17 protein-coding genes are annotated in these 17,041 nt (G+C 63.3%); 13 read left to right on the forward strand and 4 right to left on the reverse strand.

Translation table 11 applies throughout. The features are described from left to right. Positions 1-75: 75 nt before the first annotated feature. From J2X76_RS04290 to J2X76_RS04320, 7 genes are all read left to right on the forward strand, one after another. Positions 76-216, forward strand: a complete 141-nt coding sequence (locus tag J2X76_RS04290; protein WP_310213588.1) for a hypothetical protein — start codon at positions 76-78, stop codon at positions 214-216. Positions 217-439: 223 nt separating this feature from the next. After that, positions 440-1,336: a transglutaminase family protein gene (locus J2X76_RS04295; RefSeq protein WP_113283997.1), complete on the forward strand. Its 897-nt coding sequence runs from the start codon at positions 440-442 to the stop codon at positions 1,334-1,336. A gap of 75 nt (positions 1,337-1,411) precedes the next feature. After that, positions 1,412-2,227: a transglutaminase family protein gene (locus tag J2X76_RS04300; RefSeq protein WP_310213590.1), complete on the forward strand. Its 816-nt coding sequence runs from the start codon at positions 1,412-1,414 to the stop codon at positions 2,225-2,227. Positions 2,228-2,513: 286 nt separating this feature from the next. Next, positions 2,514-2,723, forward strand: coding sequence for a cold-shock protein (locus tag J2X76_RS04305; RefSeq protein ID WP_113129780.1), 210 nt, complete (start codon positions 2,514-2,516; stop codon positions 2,721-2,723). A gap of 181 nt (positions 2,724-2,904) precedes the next feature. After that, positions 2,905-3,285, forward strand: a complete 381-nt coding sequence (locus tag J2X76_RS04310) for a DUF6481 family protein (RefSeq protein ID WP_310213595.1) — start codon at positions 2,905-2,907, stop codon at positions 3,283-3,285. 154 nt (positions 3,286-3,439) lie between these two features. Next, on the forward strand, positions 3,440-3,784 hold the full coding sequence (locus J2X76_RS04315; RefSeq protein ID WP_310213598.1) for a hypothetical protein: 345 nt from the start codon (positions 3,440-3,442) through the stop codon (positions 3,782-3,784). Between the two features lie 429 nt (positions 3,785-4,213). Beyond that, positions 4,214-4,477: a DUF1488 domain-containing protein gene (locus J2X76_RS04320; protein WP_113129779.1), complete on the forward strand. Its 264-nt coding sequence runs from the start codon at positions 4,214-4,216 to the stop codon at positions 4,475-4,477. Between the two features lie 54 nt (positions 4,478-4,531). Here the strand turns inward: J2X76_RS04320 and J2X76_RS04325 are convergent, their stop codons facing one another. Then, on the reverse strand, positions 4,532-4,975 hold the full coding sequence (locus J2X76_RS04325) for a hypothetical protein (protein ID WP_310213603.1): 444 nt from the start codon (positions 4,973-4,975) through the stop codon (positions 4,532-4,534). 209 nt (positions 4,976-5,184) lie between these two features. On the opposite strand from J2X76_RS04325, the gene adhP reads away from it, so the two are divergent. After that, positions 5,185-6,222 carry an alcohol dehydrogenase AdhP gene (gene adhP / locus J2X76_RS04330; RefSeq protein ID WP_310213605.1) on the forward strand — a complete coding sequence of 346 codons (1,038 nt, stop codon included), beginning with the start codon at positions 5,185-5,187 and terminating at the stop codon, positions 6,220-6,222. 40 nt (positions 6,223-6,262) lie between these two features. Here adhP and J2X76_RS04335 read toward each other — a convergent pair whose 3' ends face one another. Beyond that, positions 6,263-7,777: an AAA family ATPase gene (locus tag J2X76_RS04335; RefSeq protein WP_310213608.1), complete on the reverse strand. Its 1,515-nt coding sequence runs from the start codon at positions 7,775-7,777 to the stop codon at positions 6,263-6,265. Between the two features lie 102 nt (positions 7,778-7,879). After that, the gene (locus J2X76_RS04340; RefSeq protein WP_310213610.1) at positions 7,880-9,394 is read right to left on the reverse strand and encodes a pyruvate kinase; all 1,515 of its coding nucleotides are present in this window, start codon (positions 9,392-9,394) and stop codon (positions 7,880-7,882) included. Positions 9,395-9,551: 157 nt separating this feature from the next. Between J2X76_RS04340 and J2X76_RS04345 the strand changes: the two genes are divergently transcribed. The 5 genes from J2X76_RS04345 to msrA all read left to right on the forward strand — a co-directional run bounded on the left by J2X76_RS04345 (position 9,552) and on the right by msrA (position 15,569). Then, the gene (locus J2X76_RS04345; RefSeq protein WP_405029975.1) at positions 9,552-10,490 is read left to right on the forward strand and encodes a bifunctional enoyl-CoA hydratase/phosphate acetyltransferase; all 939 of its coding nucleotides are present in this window, start codon (positions 9,552-9,554) and stop codon (positions 10,488-10,490) included. Further along, complete coding sequence (locus tag J2X76_RS04350; RefSeq protein ID WP_310213613.1) at positions 10,487-11,683, forward strand: acetate/propionate family kinase; 1,197 nt, start codon at positions 10,487-10,489, stop codon at positions 11,681-11,683. Before J2X76_RS04345 ends, J2X76_RS04350 begins: the two co-directional genes overlap by 4 nt. A 77-nt stretch (positions 11,684-11,760) precedes the next feature. Continuing rightward, complete coding sequence (locus J2X76_RS04355) at positions 11,761-14,154, forward strand: phosphoketolase family protein (protein ID WP_310213615.1); 2,394 nt, start codon at positions 11,761-11,763, stop codon at positions 14,152-14,154. 167 nt (positions 14,155-14,321) lie between these two features. Next, positions 14,322-14,813: a peptide-methionine (R)-S-oxide reductase MsrB gene (msrB, locus tag J2X76_RS04360; protein WP_310213617.1), complete on the forward strand. Its 492-nt coding sequence runs from the start codon at positions 14,322-14,324 to the stop codon at positions 14,811-14,813. A gap of 39 nt (positions 14,814-14,852) precedes the next feature. After that, positions 14,853-15,569: a peptide-methionine (S)-S-oxide reductase MsrA gene (gene msrA / locus J2X76_RS04365; protein WP_310213620.1), complete on the forward strand. Its 717-nt coding sequence runs from the start codon at positions 14,853-14,855 to the stop codon at positions 15,567-15,569. A gap of 3 nt (positions 15,570-15,572) precedes the next feature. Here msrA and J2X76_RS04370 read toward each other — a convergent pair whose 3' ends face one another. Next, entirely contained in the window at positions 15,573-17,033 is a 1,461-nt protein-coding gene (locus J2X76_RS04370) for an MFS transporter (RefSeq protein ID WP_113284006.1), read from the reverse strand. Positions 17,034-17,041: the final 8 nt, after the last annotated feature.

The raw sequence follows: 17,041 nt of genomic DNA on the forward strand, positions 1-17,041 counted from the left end.
ATTTCACGCTTTGCATGCCTTTCGGCCGTACAAGAGTTCGCTTCTCGACTTTCCATCGCCGCTCAGGAGGACAAAATGGCTAAAGGCCAGGTACGAAGTAATCGCGAAGTTCGCAAACCGAAAAAAGACAAGGCCGCAGCGGTGACGGCAGCGCCAGCGGGCGCGCAGGTCAAGCTCGCCGGCAGCGGCCCCACCTCCGGCAAGAAGCCGAAATAACGGCTCTTCGCGCCGGAGGTGCCATATCGGGGCGCCTCCGGCGCGGATCAATGCCTTCCCGGCATACAGGCAGAGCTGCAATCCGACGGTGCGGAGATCCTTCCGCAATGCCGGTTTTTCCTGTCGTCTTCGCGCGGTGCCCGCCAAGACGCTGATCCATGCAGGGTCCGATAAAAGCCCCCGCGCCGGCGCGTGCCGGCCATGATACTTCTGGGGTGATGGGATGACGATATTTTCCGTCCGGCATGTCACCTCCTACCGGTATAAAAGGCCGGTGGAGTTCGGCGAACACAGGCTGATGTTCAGGCCGCGTGACAGCTTTGACCAGACCTTGCTGAGCTCCCGGCTCGATGTCCATCCGAAACCGGACCATGTCCGGTGGATCCACGATGTCTTCGGCAATTGCGTCGCGCTCGTGGAGATCTCGAAAGCCTCGTCCGAACTCCGGTTCGAAACGATCATCCGCCTCGACCACACGCCGCAGGTGGCGATGGATTTCCAGATCGACGACGAGGCCCTCACCTATCCTTTCACATACGATCCGGAAGAAGCCTTCGATCTGGAGCGCACCATCCAGCGCCACTATCCCGATCCCGAGGATCGGCTCGGCAAATGGGCGCGGCAATTCGTCAAGATCGGCCACCCGACCGAAACCGGCCATCTCCTGATGACAATGTGCTTTGCCATCCATGAGAGCTTCATCTACGGCCGGCGTCTGGAACACGGGACGCAGCCGCCGCTCGAGACCCTGCAGCTGCGCCGCGGCACCTGCCGCGATTTCGCACTTCTGATGATGGAGGCGGCGCGGGCGCTCGGCCTGGCGGCGCGTTTCGTCACCGGCTACATCTATGTGCCCGATCGCGACGGATCGATAACGCTCGGCGGTGGATCGACCCATGCCTGGTGCCAGATCTATCTTCCCGGTGCCGGCTGGGTCGAGTTCGATCCCACCAACGGCATCGTCGGCAACCGCGACCTGATCCGCGTCGGCGTCGCTCGCGATCCCCGGCAGGCAATCCCGCTATCGGGGAGCTACGATGGCGCCGAGTCCGATTTCGACAGCATGTCCGTGCAGGTCAACGTGACCACCGACGACCATAGCGTGAAACTCCACGGGTGACCGGAACACAGGCGTTATTCAAGCGTTGCCGCTGAGCCGCCAATTCGGGAAGAGGTCCTTCGCAGGGATACGATCATGAAGATACGCGCGGGGTTTCGCCTGGTTTATGAATGCCAGCACGATACGGCCATGCTGCTGGTCCTCAATATCCATCCCACGCGTCGGGCGGACTTGCTGAGCGAACAGGTGCTGAGCTTCGACCGGCCTATCGACGCCCGCGGTTATCTCGACAGTTTCGGAAACGCCTGCAGCCGCATCGTCGCGCCGCCGGGTCTAACGACGATTTCCACCGAGTTCGAGATCTATGACGACGGTCTGCCCGATCCGGTGCCGCAAGATGCCTTCCAGCACGACATCAAGGACCTGCCCGACGACGTGCTGGTCTTCCTGCTGGGCAGCCGCTACTGCGATACCGACCGCCTTGCGGATTTCGCCTGGAAGACATTTTCCTCCGCCCCTGTCGGCTGGCCGCGGGTGCAGGCGATCCTCGACTTCGTCCACAAGCGCATCGCCTTCAATTACCAGAACGCGGACCCGCTGAGGACGGCGTTTGGGGGATATACCGATCGCACCGGGGTTTGCCGGGATTTTGCGCATCTCGCCATCACGCTGTGCCGCTGCATGAACATCCCGGCGCGTTATTGTACCGGCTATCTTGGCGATATCGGTGTTCCGAAGGATCCGAACCCGATGGATTTCAGCGCCTGGTTCCAGGTTTATCTCGGCGGCCGCTGGAATACGGTCGATGCCCGCCACAATACACCCCGGATCGGCCGCATCCTGATGGCGACGGGGCGGGATGCAACGGACGTGGCTCTTTCGACCGCCTTCGGCCCGGCAATCCTGTCTTATTTCGAGGTGACTACCGAAGAAGTGACGGCGTCGGCCTAAATCTCAAGACCCCCGGTACCCCTGGTTTCTGCGACAGGACCGTAGGTACCGCAGATATCCTTTTGCGGCGCAGCTTCACAATCAGGAATAGTATATTCAGCAATTTCAGAAACAGGAAGTTGACAGTTCGGTCGCGGTGGATTAGGTAAAGCGCATCGATACTTTGTTTGCCGATCTTTGTTACTGCTGCGCCTTGCGCTTCTTGACGAACTTTCCCTCTCAAAAGTCGAAACACCCGCCGTGCGTCGCCCGGTGGTTTATCAATGTTGCTAAGAAAGGGTTCGTTATGGCCACTGGCACAGTTAAATGGTTCAACGCCACCAAAGGCTTCGGCTTCATTCAGCCTGACGACGGCAGCGCCGACGTCTTCGTTCACATCTCTGCCGTCGAACGCGCCGGCATGGGCTCGATCGTCGAAGGCCAGAAGCTCGCATTTGAACTCGAGCGTGACCGCAAGTCGGGCAAAATGTCCGCAGGCCAGCTCCAGGCTGCCTAAAACTTTAACCTCCCATGACCACGGATGTACTGGCGTGGCGGTAAAAGATATGCGAAGGCCAGACCGATGTCTGGCCTTTTTCCGTTGAGGCAATTGGCTGACGCGAATATTTGCATGACCTCCCGTCTTGCGCGATATTCGTTTTCAACCGCAACATTCCAGATCTGACAAGGAAGATACTTTGAGACACCCGAGCGACAACAGCTTTGCCGACCGCCGTAAAAACGCGGCGGCTGCCAAGAAAGAGCTTTTGGCGAAGTTCGCGTCCGCCCCTAAACCGAATGACCCCGCCATGCAGGAACGGCGCGCCGAGCGCGAGGCCGTTGCCGCCGCGAGAGAAGCCCGCCGCGCCGAGCGCGAAGCCCTGAAGGCTGCCGAGAACGAGCGCGTGTTGCAGGAAGCGGCCGCGAGGGCTGCAGCCGCGGAAGCCCATGAGAAGGCCGAGGCCGAGGCCCGGCAGGCAGAAGCGGACGAACGGATTGCCCGGGTTATAGCCGATGAAGCCGCCCGCAAGGCGGAGCGCGACCGTCGCTACGCTGCCCGCAAGGCCCGCCAGCGCTGAATCTTGAAGCCTGTGCCTGAGAACGTGCAGGCACATCCCGCTTCGGCACGCCACATGCTCGTGCCGTTTGGCTTCGGCTCCACGGGCCTTTGTTCTTCGAACTCGCCTGTGCGCCGAATGCACAACTACCTCCCGACCGATCAAGGACTGACCATTGAACACGACCGAGAATATCAAGACTGCAACCACCCCGACTGCGGCGCATGCGTTGGCGGTCGAGCTGACGCCGACCCAGATCAGGGGGCTCAAGCTCGCCAAGGATGGTGACCTGTTTCCGCAGGAAGCCAAGAAGTGGACGCATCTGAATGCGGTCGTGACCTACGCGCGCAACGACCGGTTCAAGGAACGCCCGCAGAAGATCAAGTTCCTGACGACGACGACGTTGAACGAACTCAGGGAATACGGTCTTCTGCGCACCCTCAACGAGGAGGTCTCGGTGGAGGAATCGGCGCATGGGATCACCATGGCCGGCAAGATGTGGCTCCTGAAGAACAAATAACCGGCAAACGGCCATGCCGTTCGACATGCAGCAGCCGGATCACATCAAATGCGGCTGCGGCAGACCTCTCGTATCCTGAGGACATGAGAGCGCTCCTCTTGCCTTTGTCCGGCTTCGCCCCACATTGAATGCAGGTAGCAGATTCAGAACGGGCGCTGCGATCAAGGGCGCGAGCCCTGGCCCCAACGAGGAGGACGACATGTCTTCCATCAGGCGAATCCAACCTTCTTCCCAGACAGGCCCGCAGTTACATCGGGCAGGCTACGGATATCTGTTACGCATGGCAGTGCCGCTGATATCCATGACGTTCATTCTCTACATCCTGCTTCGCGATCTGTTCTGACCCGGATCGCGAAGCTGGCAACGCATCCATCGGCAACCGGAACGCCGGCTCCAAGAGAAAGGCGTTCCATTTCGGATGAAACCGTCATGACCCTGACATTTCCGAACAGAAGCCGCAGTTTCGACGAAACGCGCAAGGTCGTTCGTTTCATGGGTTACGACGGCATGTTCGAGGTCAGGTTCTTCGTGGAGGCCAAAGCGCTCTCCGACACCATGGCGGCTGGGATGTCGGAGGCCGATTATCTCAGGGCCTTCGACGCGGCCAGATCAAGCATCCAGGATGCGGCAATCAAGGCTTATCATCCCAATCGGGGAACCACCTACACGCTGACGGCTGCCGACCTGCGCTGATCCGGATGGAGACCGAACTTGTTTCCCGGGCGGCCGCCCCGGAACGCGGCGCAATCAATGAATGGTGGCGCGGTCGGTGCTCAGATCATAAACGAGGCCGTCGTCCCAACGCTCCAGGGTCCTGAGCGTATCGAAGCTGTCCCAATCCTTCGACGCCGAGGACCAGAAATGGACCTTTTCACAGCCGTCCAGTTTGGCGCGCAGCTTGGCGAACTCGAAAAGACGCCGCGCAACATCTAGGTCGTCGAGGAAACCGACGGACGCAAAGATCGGGATTTCGAGCTGGCGTCCGTGGACCGGATGCTCGCGGGTGAAGACGTGGCAGAGGCCGCGAATATATCCTTGCGCATCCCTCACCGTCAGCCAGTTGCGGCGCGACGAGGCCGAAGCGGTCAGCCGTTTCCACGTCTCCAGATCCAGGCGCGACACGATCAGCTGGACAACCGCGAAAGCGCGGTAGACATCCGCGGCGTTGAGGACGCCCACATCGTAATCCATCTCCATATCCTCGCTCCAAGAGACCTGTGCAGATCGCGCAGGCCGGCTCCCTAAACCCCATTTCCTAACACCCTCGGCGCCATGGACATTGACGCGCGTCAATGGGGCGCAGGCCGAACCGTCACCTTCGCTTGCGCTGGGTCAATGAGGCGGCCCGGGTTCGGGATAATCGTTGCGGCATTCATGCTTCCCACAACAAGGAGACGAATATGGCCAGAACGATGAAAGCCGCCGTCGTGCATCAATTCGGCAAACCGCTTGCGATCGAGTGCGTCCCGGTACCCGTGCCGGGGCCCGGCGAAATTCTCGTGAAGGTCATGGCCTGCGGCGTCTGCCACACCGACCTCCATGCGGCCGATGGCGACTGGCCGGTCAAGCCCAACCCGCCTTTCATTCCGGGGCACGAGGCCGCCGGCATCGTCGTCGAACTCGGCCCGGGCGTGACCGGATTGAAGGAAGGCGATGCGGTGGGCGTGGCCTGGCTGCACGATGCCTGCCTTAGCTGCGAATATTGCGAGACCGGCTGGGAAACGCTTTGCGAGCACCAGCACAATACCGGCTATAGCTGCAATGGCGGCTTTGCCGAATATGTCATCGCTTCGGCCGCCTTCGCCGCGAGGCTGCCGCAGGACGTCGATTTCGCGGCGATCTCGCCGATCCTCTGCGCCGGCGTCACCACCTACAAGGGGCTCAAGGAAACCGAGGCGCGGCCCGGCGAGTGGGTGGCAATCTCGGGCATCGGCGGGCTCGGCCATGTGGCGATCCAATATGCCAAGGCGATGGGCCTGCATGTGGCGGCGATCGACGTCAGTGCGGAGAAGCTGGACCTTGCCCGCAGCCTGGGCGCCGACCTGATGGTGGATGCCCGCCGGCTTACCGCTGTCGAAGAGGTCCTAAGTGCGACCGGCGGCGGCGCTCACGGCGTTCTGGTGACAGCCGTCTCGCCGCCCGCCTTTTCCCAGGCACTCCGCATGGCGAGGCGCAAGGGAACGGTCAGCCTGGTCGGCCTGCCGCCCGGCGAGTTCCCGACGCCGATCTTCGACGTCGTGCTGAAACGCATCACCGTTCGCGGCTCGATCGTCGGGACAAGGCGCGATCTCGACGAGGCAATCGCCTTTGCCGCGGAAGGCAAGGTCAAGGCGGAAATCCACAAGGCGCCGCTCGAAGATATCAACGATATCTTCGCCCGCCTCAAGGATGGCAGGATCGACGGGCGCATGGTGCTGGACTTCTCGTCCGCATCCTGATCGTCGCCGGCGTCGGGCGGCGTGCGCCCGGCGCCGAAACTCAATCCTGCAGGATGGCGGCAGCGACCGCATCGGGCGCCTTCGACGCGTCGAGATGCCGCCAGGTTATATCCGTCGGCTTGCGGGCCAGCTGGCCGGACAGCACGTCCGTGGTGGCATCCGACGGGCCTCCGGCCCTTTCGCGAACCCGCTGCCGGAGCAGTTCGGGATCGGCTTCGAGCCAGACGCCCTGAAAGCCTGCCCCTGTCCCGGCGGCGGCAGTCTCGATGAGGCGCCGGTTGGACGGATCATCGAAAACCGCGTCGGCGACGACTGAACCGCCCTCTGCGAGGATCAGCTCGGCATGCCGCGCCATCTCCCGATAGACCTTCTTCGAAACGTCGGGTTGATAGGCCGAGACCGGAAGTCTCGTCTCGGCGGAAACGCCATGGAGAGCTTTTCGGATCCGGTCGCTTTCGACGATCCTCGCCCCCGGAGGCGCGCCGACCCTGGCGGCCAGACGATCCGCGACCGTGGTCTTGCCGGAACCGCTGAGGCCGCCGATCGCGATCAGGCGCGGTGGCGCGTCTGCCAGGAGGCTCGCGGCGAGATCGAAATAAGACCTCGCCTCCCGCGCCAGCCCGAGGGCATCCTGACCGGGTTCTTCGGCCTGCGTGGCCGTCACATGCGCACGGACCGCCGCCCGGATCGCCATCAGGAACGGCAGGAGGCAGAACCCGTCCTCGTCATCGGTCTCGTCGAGATACCGGTTCATCGCGAGATTGGCGAGATCGGGAAAACCCCGGTGCCAGAGATCCATCAGCAGAAAAGCGAGGTCATAAAGGACATCGACCGTGGCGATGCCGAGATTGAACTCGATGCAATCGAACAGGCATGGCTTGCCGCCCAAGAGGCAGATATTGCGCAGGTGAAGATCGCCGTGGCAGCGGCGGACCTTGCCGGCCGCTGCGCGCCGGTCAAGAAGCCCGGCATGCCGCGCGAGCCGGGACCGGAAGGCTTCGCCGAGCTTCGCCAGCTCCGCAGCGGCAAACACATGGCTGGTCGCAAACCCCGCCTCGTTGATGTCGAGGACCACCTTTATGTTGGCCGCCCCGCCTCCCTTGGAGACCACGGGTGCCCGGCGATGATAGAAGGCGATCATCCGGGCGGTCTGCGTCATCAGGTCCGGCGTCAGGCGGCCTGCCACCGCCATGCGATCGAAGAGCTGCCCCTGTTCGAAGCGGCCCATCTCGACGACGGCATCGACGAGCGGTCCGTCGCCATCGAACTCCAATACACCCGTATCCGCGCGGGTGATGCGCCGCACGCCGATATAGAGCCCCGGCGCGGTCTCACCGTTCAGCGCGACTTCCTTGCGGCAGGCATCCTCGCGGATCGCTGCCGTCGAGAAATCGACATAGGGTAGCTTCAGCGACTTCTTCAGCTTGTAGACCCGGTCGCCGACGAGAAAGATCATGGAGATATGCGTCTCCATCCGTTCCACCGGACCGGCAAACCCGTAGGATGCCGGGCTCGCCAGAAAGGCGATCGTGCCGCCTTGATCCTCAACCGTCATATCCCGCCTCCCCGCTCTGCCGCCTCATCTGACCAAGAGGCCATTCAACGGCCTGTCGGGCCTTGATATCGGTCAACGGGCGAGTACGACGCAGGTTGCGGCCTATGCGGTGCCCGGCCAGGATTTCAGTGCCCGGAGCGTCGGCGTCTTCTTGAAGATATGGCCGTCCATCCGCGCGAGCAGGCTGTCGAGAAGCATCACCGCCTCGCCGACCGCCGGTCCCTTGTTCAGCATCACGCATTCGGCGCGTGCCGCCATCGCCGCGTCGGTCATTTCGCCGCGCGACGGCAACCCGTCCTTGACGAGGTCCTCCAGAACCTGCGTCGCCCAGACAGTCGGCACCGCCGCCGCCTCGCAGATCCACAACAGCTCCTCCTGCATTTCCGCGACGCGTTCAAAGCCGATCTCGGCGGCGAGATCGCCGCGGGCGATCATCACGCCGAACGGCCGGTTGCGGCAGCGCGCCCGCGCGATCAGCGCCGGCAGGTTGGTGACCGCCTGCGGCTGCTCGATCTTGGCGATCAGGCCAAGCGGACGCTCGCGCGGCGGGAAAGCACCAAGCGCCTCTTCGAGAAGGTCGATATCGTCCGGCCGGCTGACGAAGGAATAACCGAGCATATCGGCATTGACGATGATCGTCGCGAGATCGGAATGATCCTTGGCCGTCAGCGGCGACAGGCCAAGCGCCGTATCGGGAAGGTTCAGGCCCTTTTCCGGTTTCAGCTTCGCGCCGCCGGTCTTGGTATGGGTGACGCGCACCACCGCCTCGCCTTCGGCGACGCTCTCGATCACGCCCTCCAGCTTGCCGTCGTCATAGCGAATGCGGTGACCGACAGCGACGCGGGTGACGATCTCCGGGAGTGACACGGCCGAGCAGAAGGGCACGTCATCGGTGAGGTAAGGCTCGCCCGCCGCGACGAGGCGCAGGCGGTCGCCGACCTGCAGTTTCGCCTTCTTCGCGCCGGCGACATTCTCGGTGCGGATCTTCGGCCCGGCTATGTCCATCAGCACCGTCAGCCGCCGGCCCAGCGTTTCGCCGGCCGCCCGCACGTGTCTCGCCATCGCCGCCCAGGCCTTGTCGTCGTCATGGGCGCAGTTGATGCGGGCGATATCCATGCCGCGCTTTGCGAGATCGAGGATGAAATCCGGCTGGTCCGCCGCCTCGCTCGGCAAGGTCACCATGATGCGGCCGCGGCGACGGGCCGGCGGCGAGCCGAACAGATCGTCGGTCGATCTCGTCAGCAGGCCCTCCCCCCGGAAAAATTCCTCCTCGGATGGCGGCGTAAACGGCGGGGCACTTGCCTGAATGGCGGCAAGCGAGGCGAGAACCGCGTCGATCGTCGGCAGAACGCGGCTTTCGAGCCGACCGAGAGACGACAGCCCTCGCCACATCAGCCGGCGCTGCAGGGCTCTCAGGTCGTGACGCCGCAGCGAGAGGTAGTGGCAGAGATTTCCAAGCGCCACCCGATGTTCTTCCGCCAGTAAGGCCCCGCCGGTCAGGGCGTTGAGGCTTGGCTCCGCCTGCGTGGCGATATCCCGCCGCAGCGCCAGCAATTCCTGGAAAAGATCGTTCAGTTCGTTGTCGTTGCCTGTGGGCTGTTCAGCTGTCTGCGGCATCGCTCGTCTCCATGGGGCCGTTTCCACCAGCCTGTCTCGCAAAGACAAATCCTTGATGACGGCTTGCCGGGCATTGCGCTGCGTCAAGGCGATGCCGGCGGGCGCGGTCCAAAAGCGGTGGCGAAACCGGCACGACGAGGAAAGGTATCCTGTGGAGATGACGCTCAGACATCACGGCCGCTACGAGGCCATCATCCGCGAGGCGATCTCGCTGCCGGCCATGCGCACGGCCGTGGTCCATCCCTGCTCGACGGAAACCCTGCGGTCCGCCGTCGAACTCAAGGAACAGGGCCTTCTCGATCCGATCCTCGTCGGCCCGGAACACAAGATCCGGGCGATAGCGGACGCCGCCGAATTGTCGCTCGCCGGCATCGACATCGAGCCCGTCGAGCACAGCCATGCGGCGGCCGAGCGCAGCGTCGAACTCGCCTCGACGACCAAGGTCGCTGCCCTGATGAAAGGCAGCCTGCACAGCGACGAACTGCTTTCCGCGGTCGTCGCGCCATCATCGAGACTGAAGACCGGGCGGCGCATGAGCCATGTCTACGTCATGGACGTTCCGGCCTATGACAAGCTGCTGGTCGTCACCGATGCGGCGATCAACATCCAGCCGGATCTCGATCAGAAACGCGATATCTGCCAGAACGCCGTCGATCTGATGCATCTTCTCGGCATCGCGAAGCCTCTCGTCGCGGTGCTTGCCGCCGTCGAGACCGTCAACAGCAAGATGCCCTCGACGCTGGATGCGGCGGCGCTCACCGTCATGGCGGCGCGCGGACAGATCGAAGGTGCTATCGTCGATGGTCCGCTCGCCTTCGACAATGCGATCAGCATCGAGGCCGCGCAGGCGAAATGCATCGCCTCGCCGGTCGCCGGACAGGCGGATATCCTCTTGGTTCCCGATCTCGAAGCCGGCAACATGCTCGCCAAGCAGCTCATTTATTTTGCCGGTGCGGACGCGGCCGGGCTGGTCCTCGGCGCCCGCGTTCCTATCATACTGACAAGCCGCGCAGACCCGGCCAAGGTTCGAACGGCATCCGCCGCCCTTGCGAGGCTGACTGCCGCGAAACGACTTGAAGCAAGGATGCCTTTATGACGGACAACCTTCTCCTGACGTTCAATGCCGGCTCCTCGACTGTAAAGATCGGCATATTCAAGGTGGACGGCGGCAGGCCGGAGCGGATCGGCAAGGCGGTTGTCGATTTCGGAACCTATCCGCTGATGCTGCATCTGAAGGAAGGCCCGCAGCAGTTCGAACTGCCGCTGACGGGCGAGGCCGGCGACGATCTTGCCGAGCTGATGGACGAAGTGTTCCGGGAACTGGGCACGCATTTCGACCTCGATACCGTCACCTCCGCCGGCCACCGGATCGTCCATGGTGGCGATGTCTTCGACGGCCCGGTGGAACTGACGACCGAGACGCTCGCCAAGGTCCGGTCGCTGACGGACCTGGCGCCGCTGCACCAGCCCCAGGCGCTGCGGATGATCAGGGCCGTCAGACACCTGCGGCCGCATCTTTTTCAGACGGGTTCGTTCGACACCACCTTCCACGCGACCCAATCCGATCTCGTGCGGCGTCTCGCCATTCCCCGCGCCTTTCACGATGAGGGCATCAAGCGATACGGCTTCCATGGACTTTCCTACCGCTACGTTGCCGGCGCGCTGGCCGCCAAGGCGCCCGATATCGCCGACGGCAAGGTGGTCATCGCCCATCTCGGCAGCGGCGCCAGCCTCTGCGCCATCGAAAACGGCCTCAGCCGCGATTCCAGCATGGGCTTCTCGACGCTCGACGGTATTCCCATGGCCACAAGGCCGGGATGGCTCGATCCCGGCGTGCTGCTGCATTTCCTCGGCCCGCTCGGCAAATCAGTCGAAGAGGTGGAAGACATGCTCTATCACAAGTCCGGCCTCCTCGGCGTCTCGGGGATAAGCGGGGATATCCGTGAACTCGTCAGTGACGGCCGCGACCAGGCGAGGGAGGCGATCGATCTCTTCGCGCTCAGGATCGCCGGCGAGATCGGCAGGCTCGCATCCACGCTCGGCGGCCTCGATGCGCTGGTCTTCACCGCCGGCATCGGGGAAAACCAGCCGCTGATGCGGGAGCGTATCGCGGAACGGCTTCTCTGGCTGGGCGTCGAGCTGGATGCGGCCGCCAATGACAGGAACGCGCTCAGGATCAGCAGCGACGCGAGCCGCATCGCGGTCCATGTCATTCCGACGGATGAAGAACAGATGATCGCGGAGGAATGCCTTTCCGTCCTTCAAGCGAAGGACCGGCCCGCCGCCTGACGACCGGCGTCGGGGAGCCCGTTTTCAGTTCAGGACAGATGTTTCCGATCAACTCGCCCTCTCGAAGGAGCAGGAATATGCAATCAAACCCGAATGTGCCGGCAACGCCGGAGATGAGCTCGAAGGAGATCGTGCTCCTGGACCGCTACTGGCGGGCGGCCAATTACCTTTCCGTCGGGCAGATCTATCTTCTCGACAATCCGCTTTTGAAGGAGCCGCTGAGGCCGGAGCATATCAAGCCGCGGCTGCTCGGCCACTGGGGCACGACGCCCGGCCTCAACTTCATCTACGCGCATCTCAACCGGATCATCCGTAACCGCGATCTCAGCATGATCTACGTCTGCGGGCCCGGCCATGGCGGGCCGGGCATGGTGGCCAGCACCTATCTCGAAGGTACCTATAGCGAGATCTATCCCGACATCAGCGAGGACGAGGCGGGCATGCGAAAACTGTTCCGGCAGTTCTCCTTCCCCGGCGGCATTCCGAGCCACGCGGCGCCGGAAACGCCCGGTTCCGTGCATGAGGGCGGCGAACTCGGCTACGCGCTGGTGCATGCCTATGGCGCGGCCTTCGACAACCCGGACCTGGTGGTCGCCTGCGTCGTCGGCGATGGCGAGGCCGAGACCGGACCGCTTGCCGCGAGCTGGCATTCCAACAAGTTCCTGAACCCCGCCCGCGACGGCGCCGTGCTGCCGATCCTGCACCTCAACGGCTACAAGATCGCCAACCCGACGCTGCTGGGCCGCATGGCGGACGAGGATGTGGACCATCTTTTCCACGGTTACGGTTACGAGCCGTTCTTCGTCGAGGGCCACGAGCCGGACACGATGCACCGGCAGATGGCCGCCACCCTGGACAAGGTCTTCGACCGCATCCGCGCCATCCAGCGGGACGCCCGGGCCGGCAAGGCACCGGAAGGCTCGCCTCGCTGGCCGATGATCGTGCTGCGCAGTCCGAAAGGCTGGACCGGGCCGAAGGAGGTCGACGGCAAAAAGGTGGAGGACTTCTGGCGCGCCCACCAGGTGCCTGTCTCCGGCTGCCGCGAGGACGACGGCCACCGCAGGATCCTCGAGGACTGGATGCGGAGCTACGATCCGGAAGACCTCTTCGACGCCAACGGCCGGCTGAAGGAGGAGCTGCGGGCGCTTTCGCCTGGCGGGGAGCGCCGCATGGGTGCCAACCCGCATGCCAATGGCGGCCTCGTCCGCAAGGAGCTCGTCGTCCCCGATATCCGCGACTATGCGGTCCCCGTGAAGACGCGGGGTGCCGACATGGTCCAGACGACGGAGATACTCGGCAGATATCTGCGCGACGTGCTGAAGCTCAACGATATCAATTCCAACTTCCGCATCTTCGGCCCGGACGAGACCGAGTCGAACCGGCTCGGCAATGTCTTCGAGGTCACCGACCGCGTCTGGATGGAAAGGATCGAGCCCTACGACGTGCATCTGTCCCGCGACGGGCGGGTGATGGAAGTTCTGTCCGAGCACCTTTGCCAGGGCTGGCTGGAAGGCTACCTGCTCACCGGCCGGCACGGGTTCTTCTCGTGCTACGAGGCCTTCATCCACATCGTCGATTCGATGTTCAACCAGCATGCCAAGTGGCTGAAGGTCTCCCGCGAACTGCCGTGGCGCAAACCGGTTTCCTCGCTCAACTATCTGCTCACCTCGCATGTCTGGCGGCAGGATCATAACGGCTTCTCCCACCAGGATCCCGGCTTCGTCGACCTCGTCGCCAACAAGAAGGCGGATATCGTGCGCATCTACCTGCCGCCGGATGCCAATACGCTGCTGTGGATCGGCGATCATTGCCTGAAGACCTGGGACCGCATCAACGTCATCGTCGCCGGCAAGCAGCCGGAGCCGCAATGGCTGACGATGGACGAGGCGATCCGCCATTGCGAAGCCGGCATCGGCATCTGGGACTGGGCAAGTAACGAGGGCGGCGCCGTCGAGCCCGACGTGGTGATGGCCTGCGCCGGCGACGTGCCGACGCTCGAGACGCTGGCGGCCGTGACCCTGCTGCGCGAGGCGATACCGGACCTGAGGATCCGCGTCGTCAACGTCGTCGACCTGCTTGCCCTGCAATCGCAGGACCAGCATCCGCACGGCCTGCCGGACGAGGTCTTCGACCGGTTGTTCACCGCCGACCGTCCGGTGATCTTCGCCTATCACGGTTATCCCTACCTCATCCACCGGCTGACCTATAAACGCACCAACCATCGGAACATCCACGTGCGCGGCTTCATCGAGGAGGGCACGACAACGACGCCCTTCGACATGACGGTGCTGAACGAACTCGACCGCTTCCACCTCGCCATCGAGGTGATCGAGCGGGTGCCCGGCCTGAAGGAAAAGTCGGCCGGGGTGATCGAGATGTTGAAGGGCAAGCTTGACGAACACACGCGCTATGTCCGCGAACATGGCGAGGACATGCCCGAAATCCGCAACTGGAAATGGCCGGCGCGCTGATCCTGACCCATGAAGGCCCTGGCTTCCGCTCGGGGCCTTCACCGCGTTCGGGAGCGGACTTCGCCGCCAGATCACGTTTCGGTGTTTCGCGGCGAAGTGTGTAACCAATCGCACGCCTCTTCCGTAATCATGCAGGAAAGCAGATTATGGACCGGGAGGTTTCCACCATGATGAACAGACGCCTATTCCTGGCCGGCAGCGCATTGGGGCTCGCCGCAGTCCCTTTCGCGATGAGCGCCCGGTCGACGCATGCCGCAGCCGGCAGTTTCCCCGTGACGCACACGGCGGACGAATGGCGCAAGCTGCTGACGCCTGAACAGTACAATATCCTGCGCGAGGAAGGCACTGAATATCCGGGCAGCAGCGCGCTTCTCAACGAGCACCGCAAGGGCACGTTCTCCTGCGTCGGCTGCGACCAGGCGCTTTTCTCGTCGGAGACGAAGTTCGAGAGCGGCACGGGCTGGCCGAGCTTCTGGGCACCGCTCAACAATGCGGTGGGCACGGTGCGCGACACCACGCTCGGCATGGTCCGCGTCGCCGTCAACTGTGCCCGCTGCGGCGGGCATCTCGGCCACGTCTTCGACGACGGACCGAAACCGACCGGCCTGCGCTACTGCATGAACGGGGCGGTCCTGAAATTCAGTCCGGCATCTGCCTGACCCGCCGCCCTTCATTTCAATTCGGTTGAGGAGACCGCCATGAGAAACAACAGGAAACTATCCCATCCGCTCACCGCCTTCGCAGGCGCGGCGCTGGTTCTCGCAGGCCTGACATTCAGCGCTACGGCCGAAGAAGGAATTGCCATCCCCGCGCCCGCCGTCGATCAGGCGGCGAGCACGGCCGCGACAGAAACCGCCATCTTCGCCGGCGGCTGTTTCTGGGGCGTTCAGGGCGTGTTCCAGCATGTCGAGGGCGTCAAGAACGCCGTCTCCGGTTATGCCGGCGGCGCCAAGGAGACCGCCGCCTACGAGACGGTCGGCTACGGCAAGACGGGCCATGCGGAATCGGTTCGAGTGACCTTCGATCCGAAGAAAGTCACCTACGGGCACCTGCTGCAGATCTATTTCTCGGTCGCCCATGACCCGACCCAGCTCAACCGCCAGGGACCGGATGTCGGCACGCAATATCGCTCGACGATCTTCCCGACCAGCGAGGAACAGGCCAAGGTCGCCAAGGCCTATATCGACCAGCTCAACAAGGCCAAGGTCTTCCATGCGGCAATCGCCACGACGATCGAACCGGGCAAGGCCTTCTATCCGGCGGAGGCCTATCATCAGGACTTCCTGACCCAGAACCCGACCTATCCCTATATCGTCTACAACGATCTGCCGAAGATCGAGAACCTGCGGAAGCTGTTTGCGAGCGATTACCGCGACAAACCGGTCCTCGTCGCCCAGGCCGGCATCGGCAACTGAGCCTCAGCTTTCCTGCGCCGCCTCCGCGCGCCGGGTCACGCCCGGCACGCCGAGGCAGGCGACGACGATCAGGGCGGTGATCAGGAACATTGCGATGAAGGTCATGTGCAACGCATGCTGAAGCGCAAGCCGGACGGGCGAGTCGGCCGCAAGCCCGCCGCCTGCCCCCTGCAGGAGGTCGCGCACCTGATCGGACGTGATCGGCCCCGCGACGGAATTGGCAAGGCCGTAAGTCAGCACGGCACCGAGAAGCGCTGCACCGAGCGTGCTTCCGAGATTGCGGGAAAAGACGTTGGAGGCGGTCGCGCTGCCGCGTTCCGACCAGCCGACATTGTCCTGGATGATCACCAGGCCGGAAATGTTCAAGAGACCCATGCCGAAACCCATCAGCAGCGAGCCGGCACCGGCCTGGACGGGCGAGCTTCCCGGCGTCAGCAGCACCAGGAAAAGCGTCCCGACCGGCACGAAGACGCTGCCGGCGATCATCAGCGGCCGCAATCCGAAGCGCGGAAACATCCGTGAGGCGAAGGTCCCGCCGCTCGGCCAGCCGACCAGCAGCATGGTCAGCGCGAAACCCGCAACCAGCGGCGATCGGTCGAGCACCGTCTGCACGTACATGGGCAGGAAGGTGGTCAGCCCCATGATCGCCATGCTGGCGAGGAAGACCGCGGTATTGGCGAAGGCGATCGGCCGCTTCAGCCAGAGTTCGAGGGAAATCATCGGGGCCTCGGCGCGCCGCTCCTGCCAGATGAACAGCAAGAAGCTGACGAGAAAGACGGCCAGCGAAACGAACATGTAGGCGGTGGCGCCTTCGGTTTCCGTGAGCGCGATCATCAGCGCCGAAATGGCCACCGCGAACAGGCCGGCTCCCAGAAAATCGATCGATACCGTGCGGGTCTGCTTTTCCTCGTGCAGATAGACGATGAAGCCGAGCGCCGATGCAATGCCGATCGGGACGTTGATCCAGAACACCCAGGCCCAGGGAAGGCTGTGGACGATGACGCTGCCGAGCAGCGGCCCGACGACCGCCGAAAGCGCCCAGACGCTGGCCAGATAACCCTGCACCTTGCCGCGCTCCGCCCCCGGATAGAGGTCGCCGACCACCGTCATGATGACCGGCTGGATCGCGCCGGCACCGATGCCCTGCAAGAGCCGGAAGGCGATCATCGACGGCATGGACCAGGCAAAACCGGCCAGAACGGAAGCGATCAGGAAGATCGCCGTGCCGAGCAGGATGATCGGCTTGCGGCCGTAAATGTCGGAAAGCTTGCCGAACACCACGGTCATCGCCGTCTGTGCGAGCAGGAAGGACGAGAAGACCCAGCTATAGAGGTTCAGCTGACCGAGCTGGGCGGCGATCTGCGGCATGGCCGTCGAAACGATCGTGGCCTCGATCGCGATCATCGCCATGCTTGCCATGACGGCCGCAATGACGAGCGCCCGGTTGGAGCTTGGATGGGTCATGGGTTTAC

Origin of the sequence: Neorhizobium sp. 2083, assembly GCF_031455615.1 — a bacterium.
Taxonomy (GTDB): domain Bacteria; phylum Pseudomonadota; class Alphaproteobacteria; order Rhizobiales; family Rhizobiaceae; genus Neorhizobium.

Coding starts and splice junctions, on each gene's coding strand:
- J2X76_RS04350 (WP_310213613.1), top strand. CDS start 10,487: ATGACGGACAACCTTCTCCTGACGTTCAATGCCGGCTCCTCGACTGTA.
- J2X76_RS04345 (WP_405029975.1), top strand. CDS start 9,552: ATGACGCTCAGACATCACGGCCGCTACGAGGCCATCATCCGCGAGGCG.
- J2X76_RS04325 (WP_310213603.1), bottom strand. CDS start 4,975: ATGGATTACGATGTGGGCGTCCTCAACGCCGCGGATGTCTACCGCGCT.
- J2X76_RS04320 (WP_113129779.1), top strand. CDS start 4,214: ATGACCCTGACATTTCCGAACAGAAGCCGCAGTTTCGACGAAACGCGC.
- J2X76_RS04290 (WP_310213588.1), top strand. CDS start 76: ATGGCTAAAGGCCAGGTACGAAGTAATCGCGAAGTTCGCAAACCGAAA.
- J2X76_RS04340 (WP_310213610.1), bottom strand. CDS start 9,394: ATGCCGCAGACAGCTGAACAGCCCACAGGCAACGACAACGAACTGAAC.
- J2X76_RS04300 (WP_310213590.1), top strand. CDS start 1,412: ATGAAGATACGCGCGGGGTTTCGCCTGGTTTATGAATGCCAGCACGAT.
- msrB (WP_310213617.1), top strand. CDS start 14,322: ATGATGAACAGACGCCTATTCCTGGCCGGCAGCGCATTGGGGCTCGCC.
- J2X76_RS04370 (WP_113284006.1), bottom strand. CDS start 17,033: ATGACCCATCCAAGCTCCAACCGGGCGCTCGTCATTGCGGCCGTCATG.
- adhP (WP_310213605.1), top strand. CDS start 5,185: ATGGCCAGAACGATGAAAGCCGCCGTCGTGCATCAATTCGGCAAACCG.
- J2X76_RS04335 (WP_310213608.1), bottom strand. CDS start 7,777: ATGACGGTTGAGGATCAAGGCGGCACGATCGCCTTTCTGGCGAGCCCG.
- J2X76_RS04355 (WP_310213615.1), top strand. CDS start 11,761: ATGCAATCAAACCCGAATGTGCCGGCAACGCCGGAGATGAGCTCGAAG.
- msrA (WP_310213620.1), top strand. CDS start 14,853: ATGAGAAACAACAGGAAACTATCCCATCCGCTCACCGCCTTCGCAGGC.
- J2X76_RS04305 (WP_113129780.1), top strand. CDS start 2,514: ATGGCCACTGGCACAGTTAAATGGTTCAACGCCACCAAAGGCTTCGGC.
- J2X76_RS04295 (WP_113283997.1), top strand. CDS start 440: ATGACGATATTTTCCGTCCGGCATGTCACCTCCTACCGGTATAAAAGG.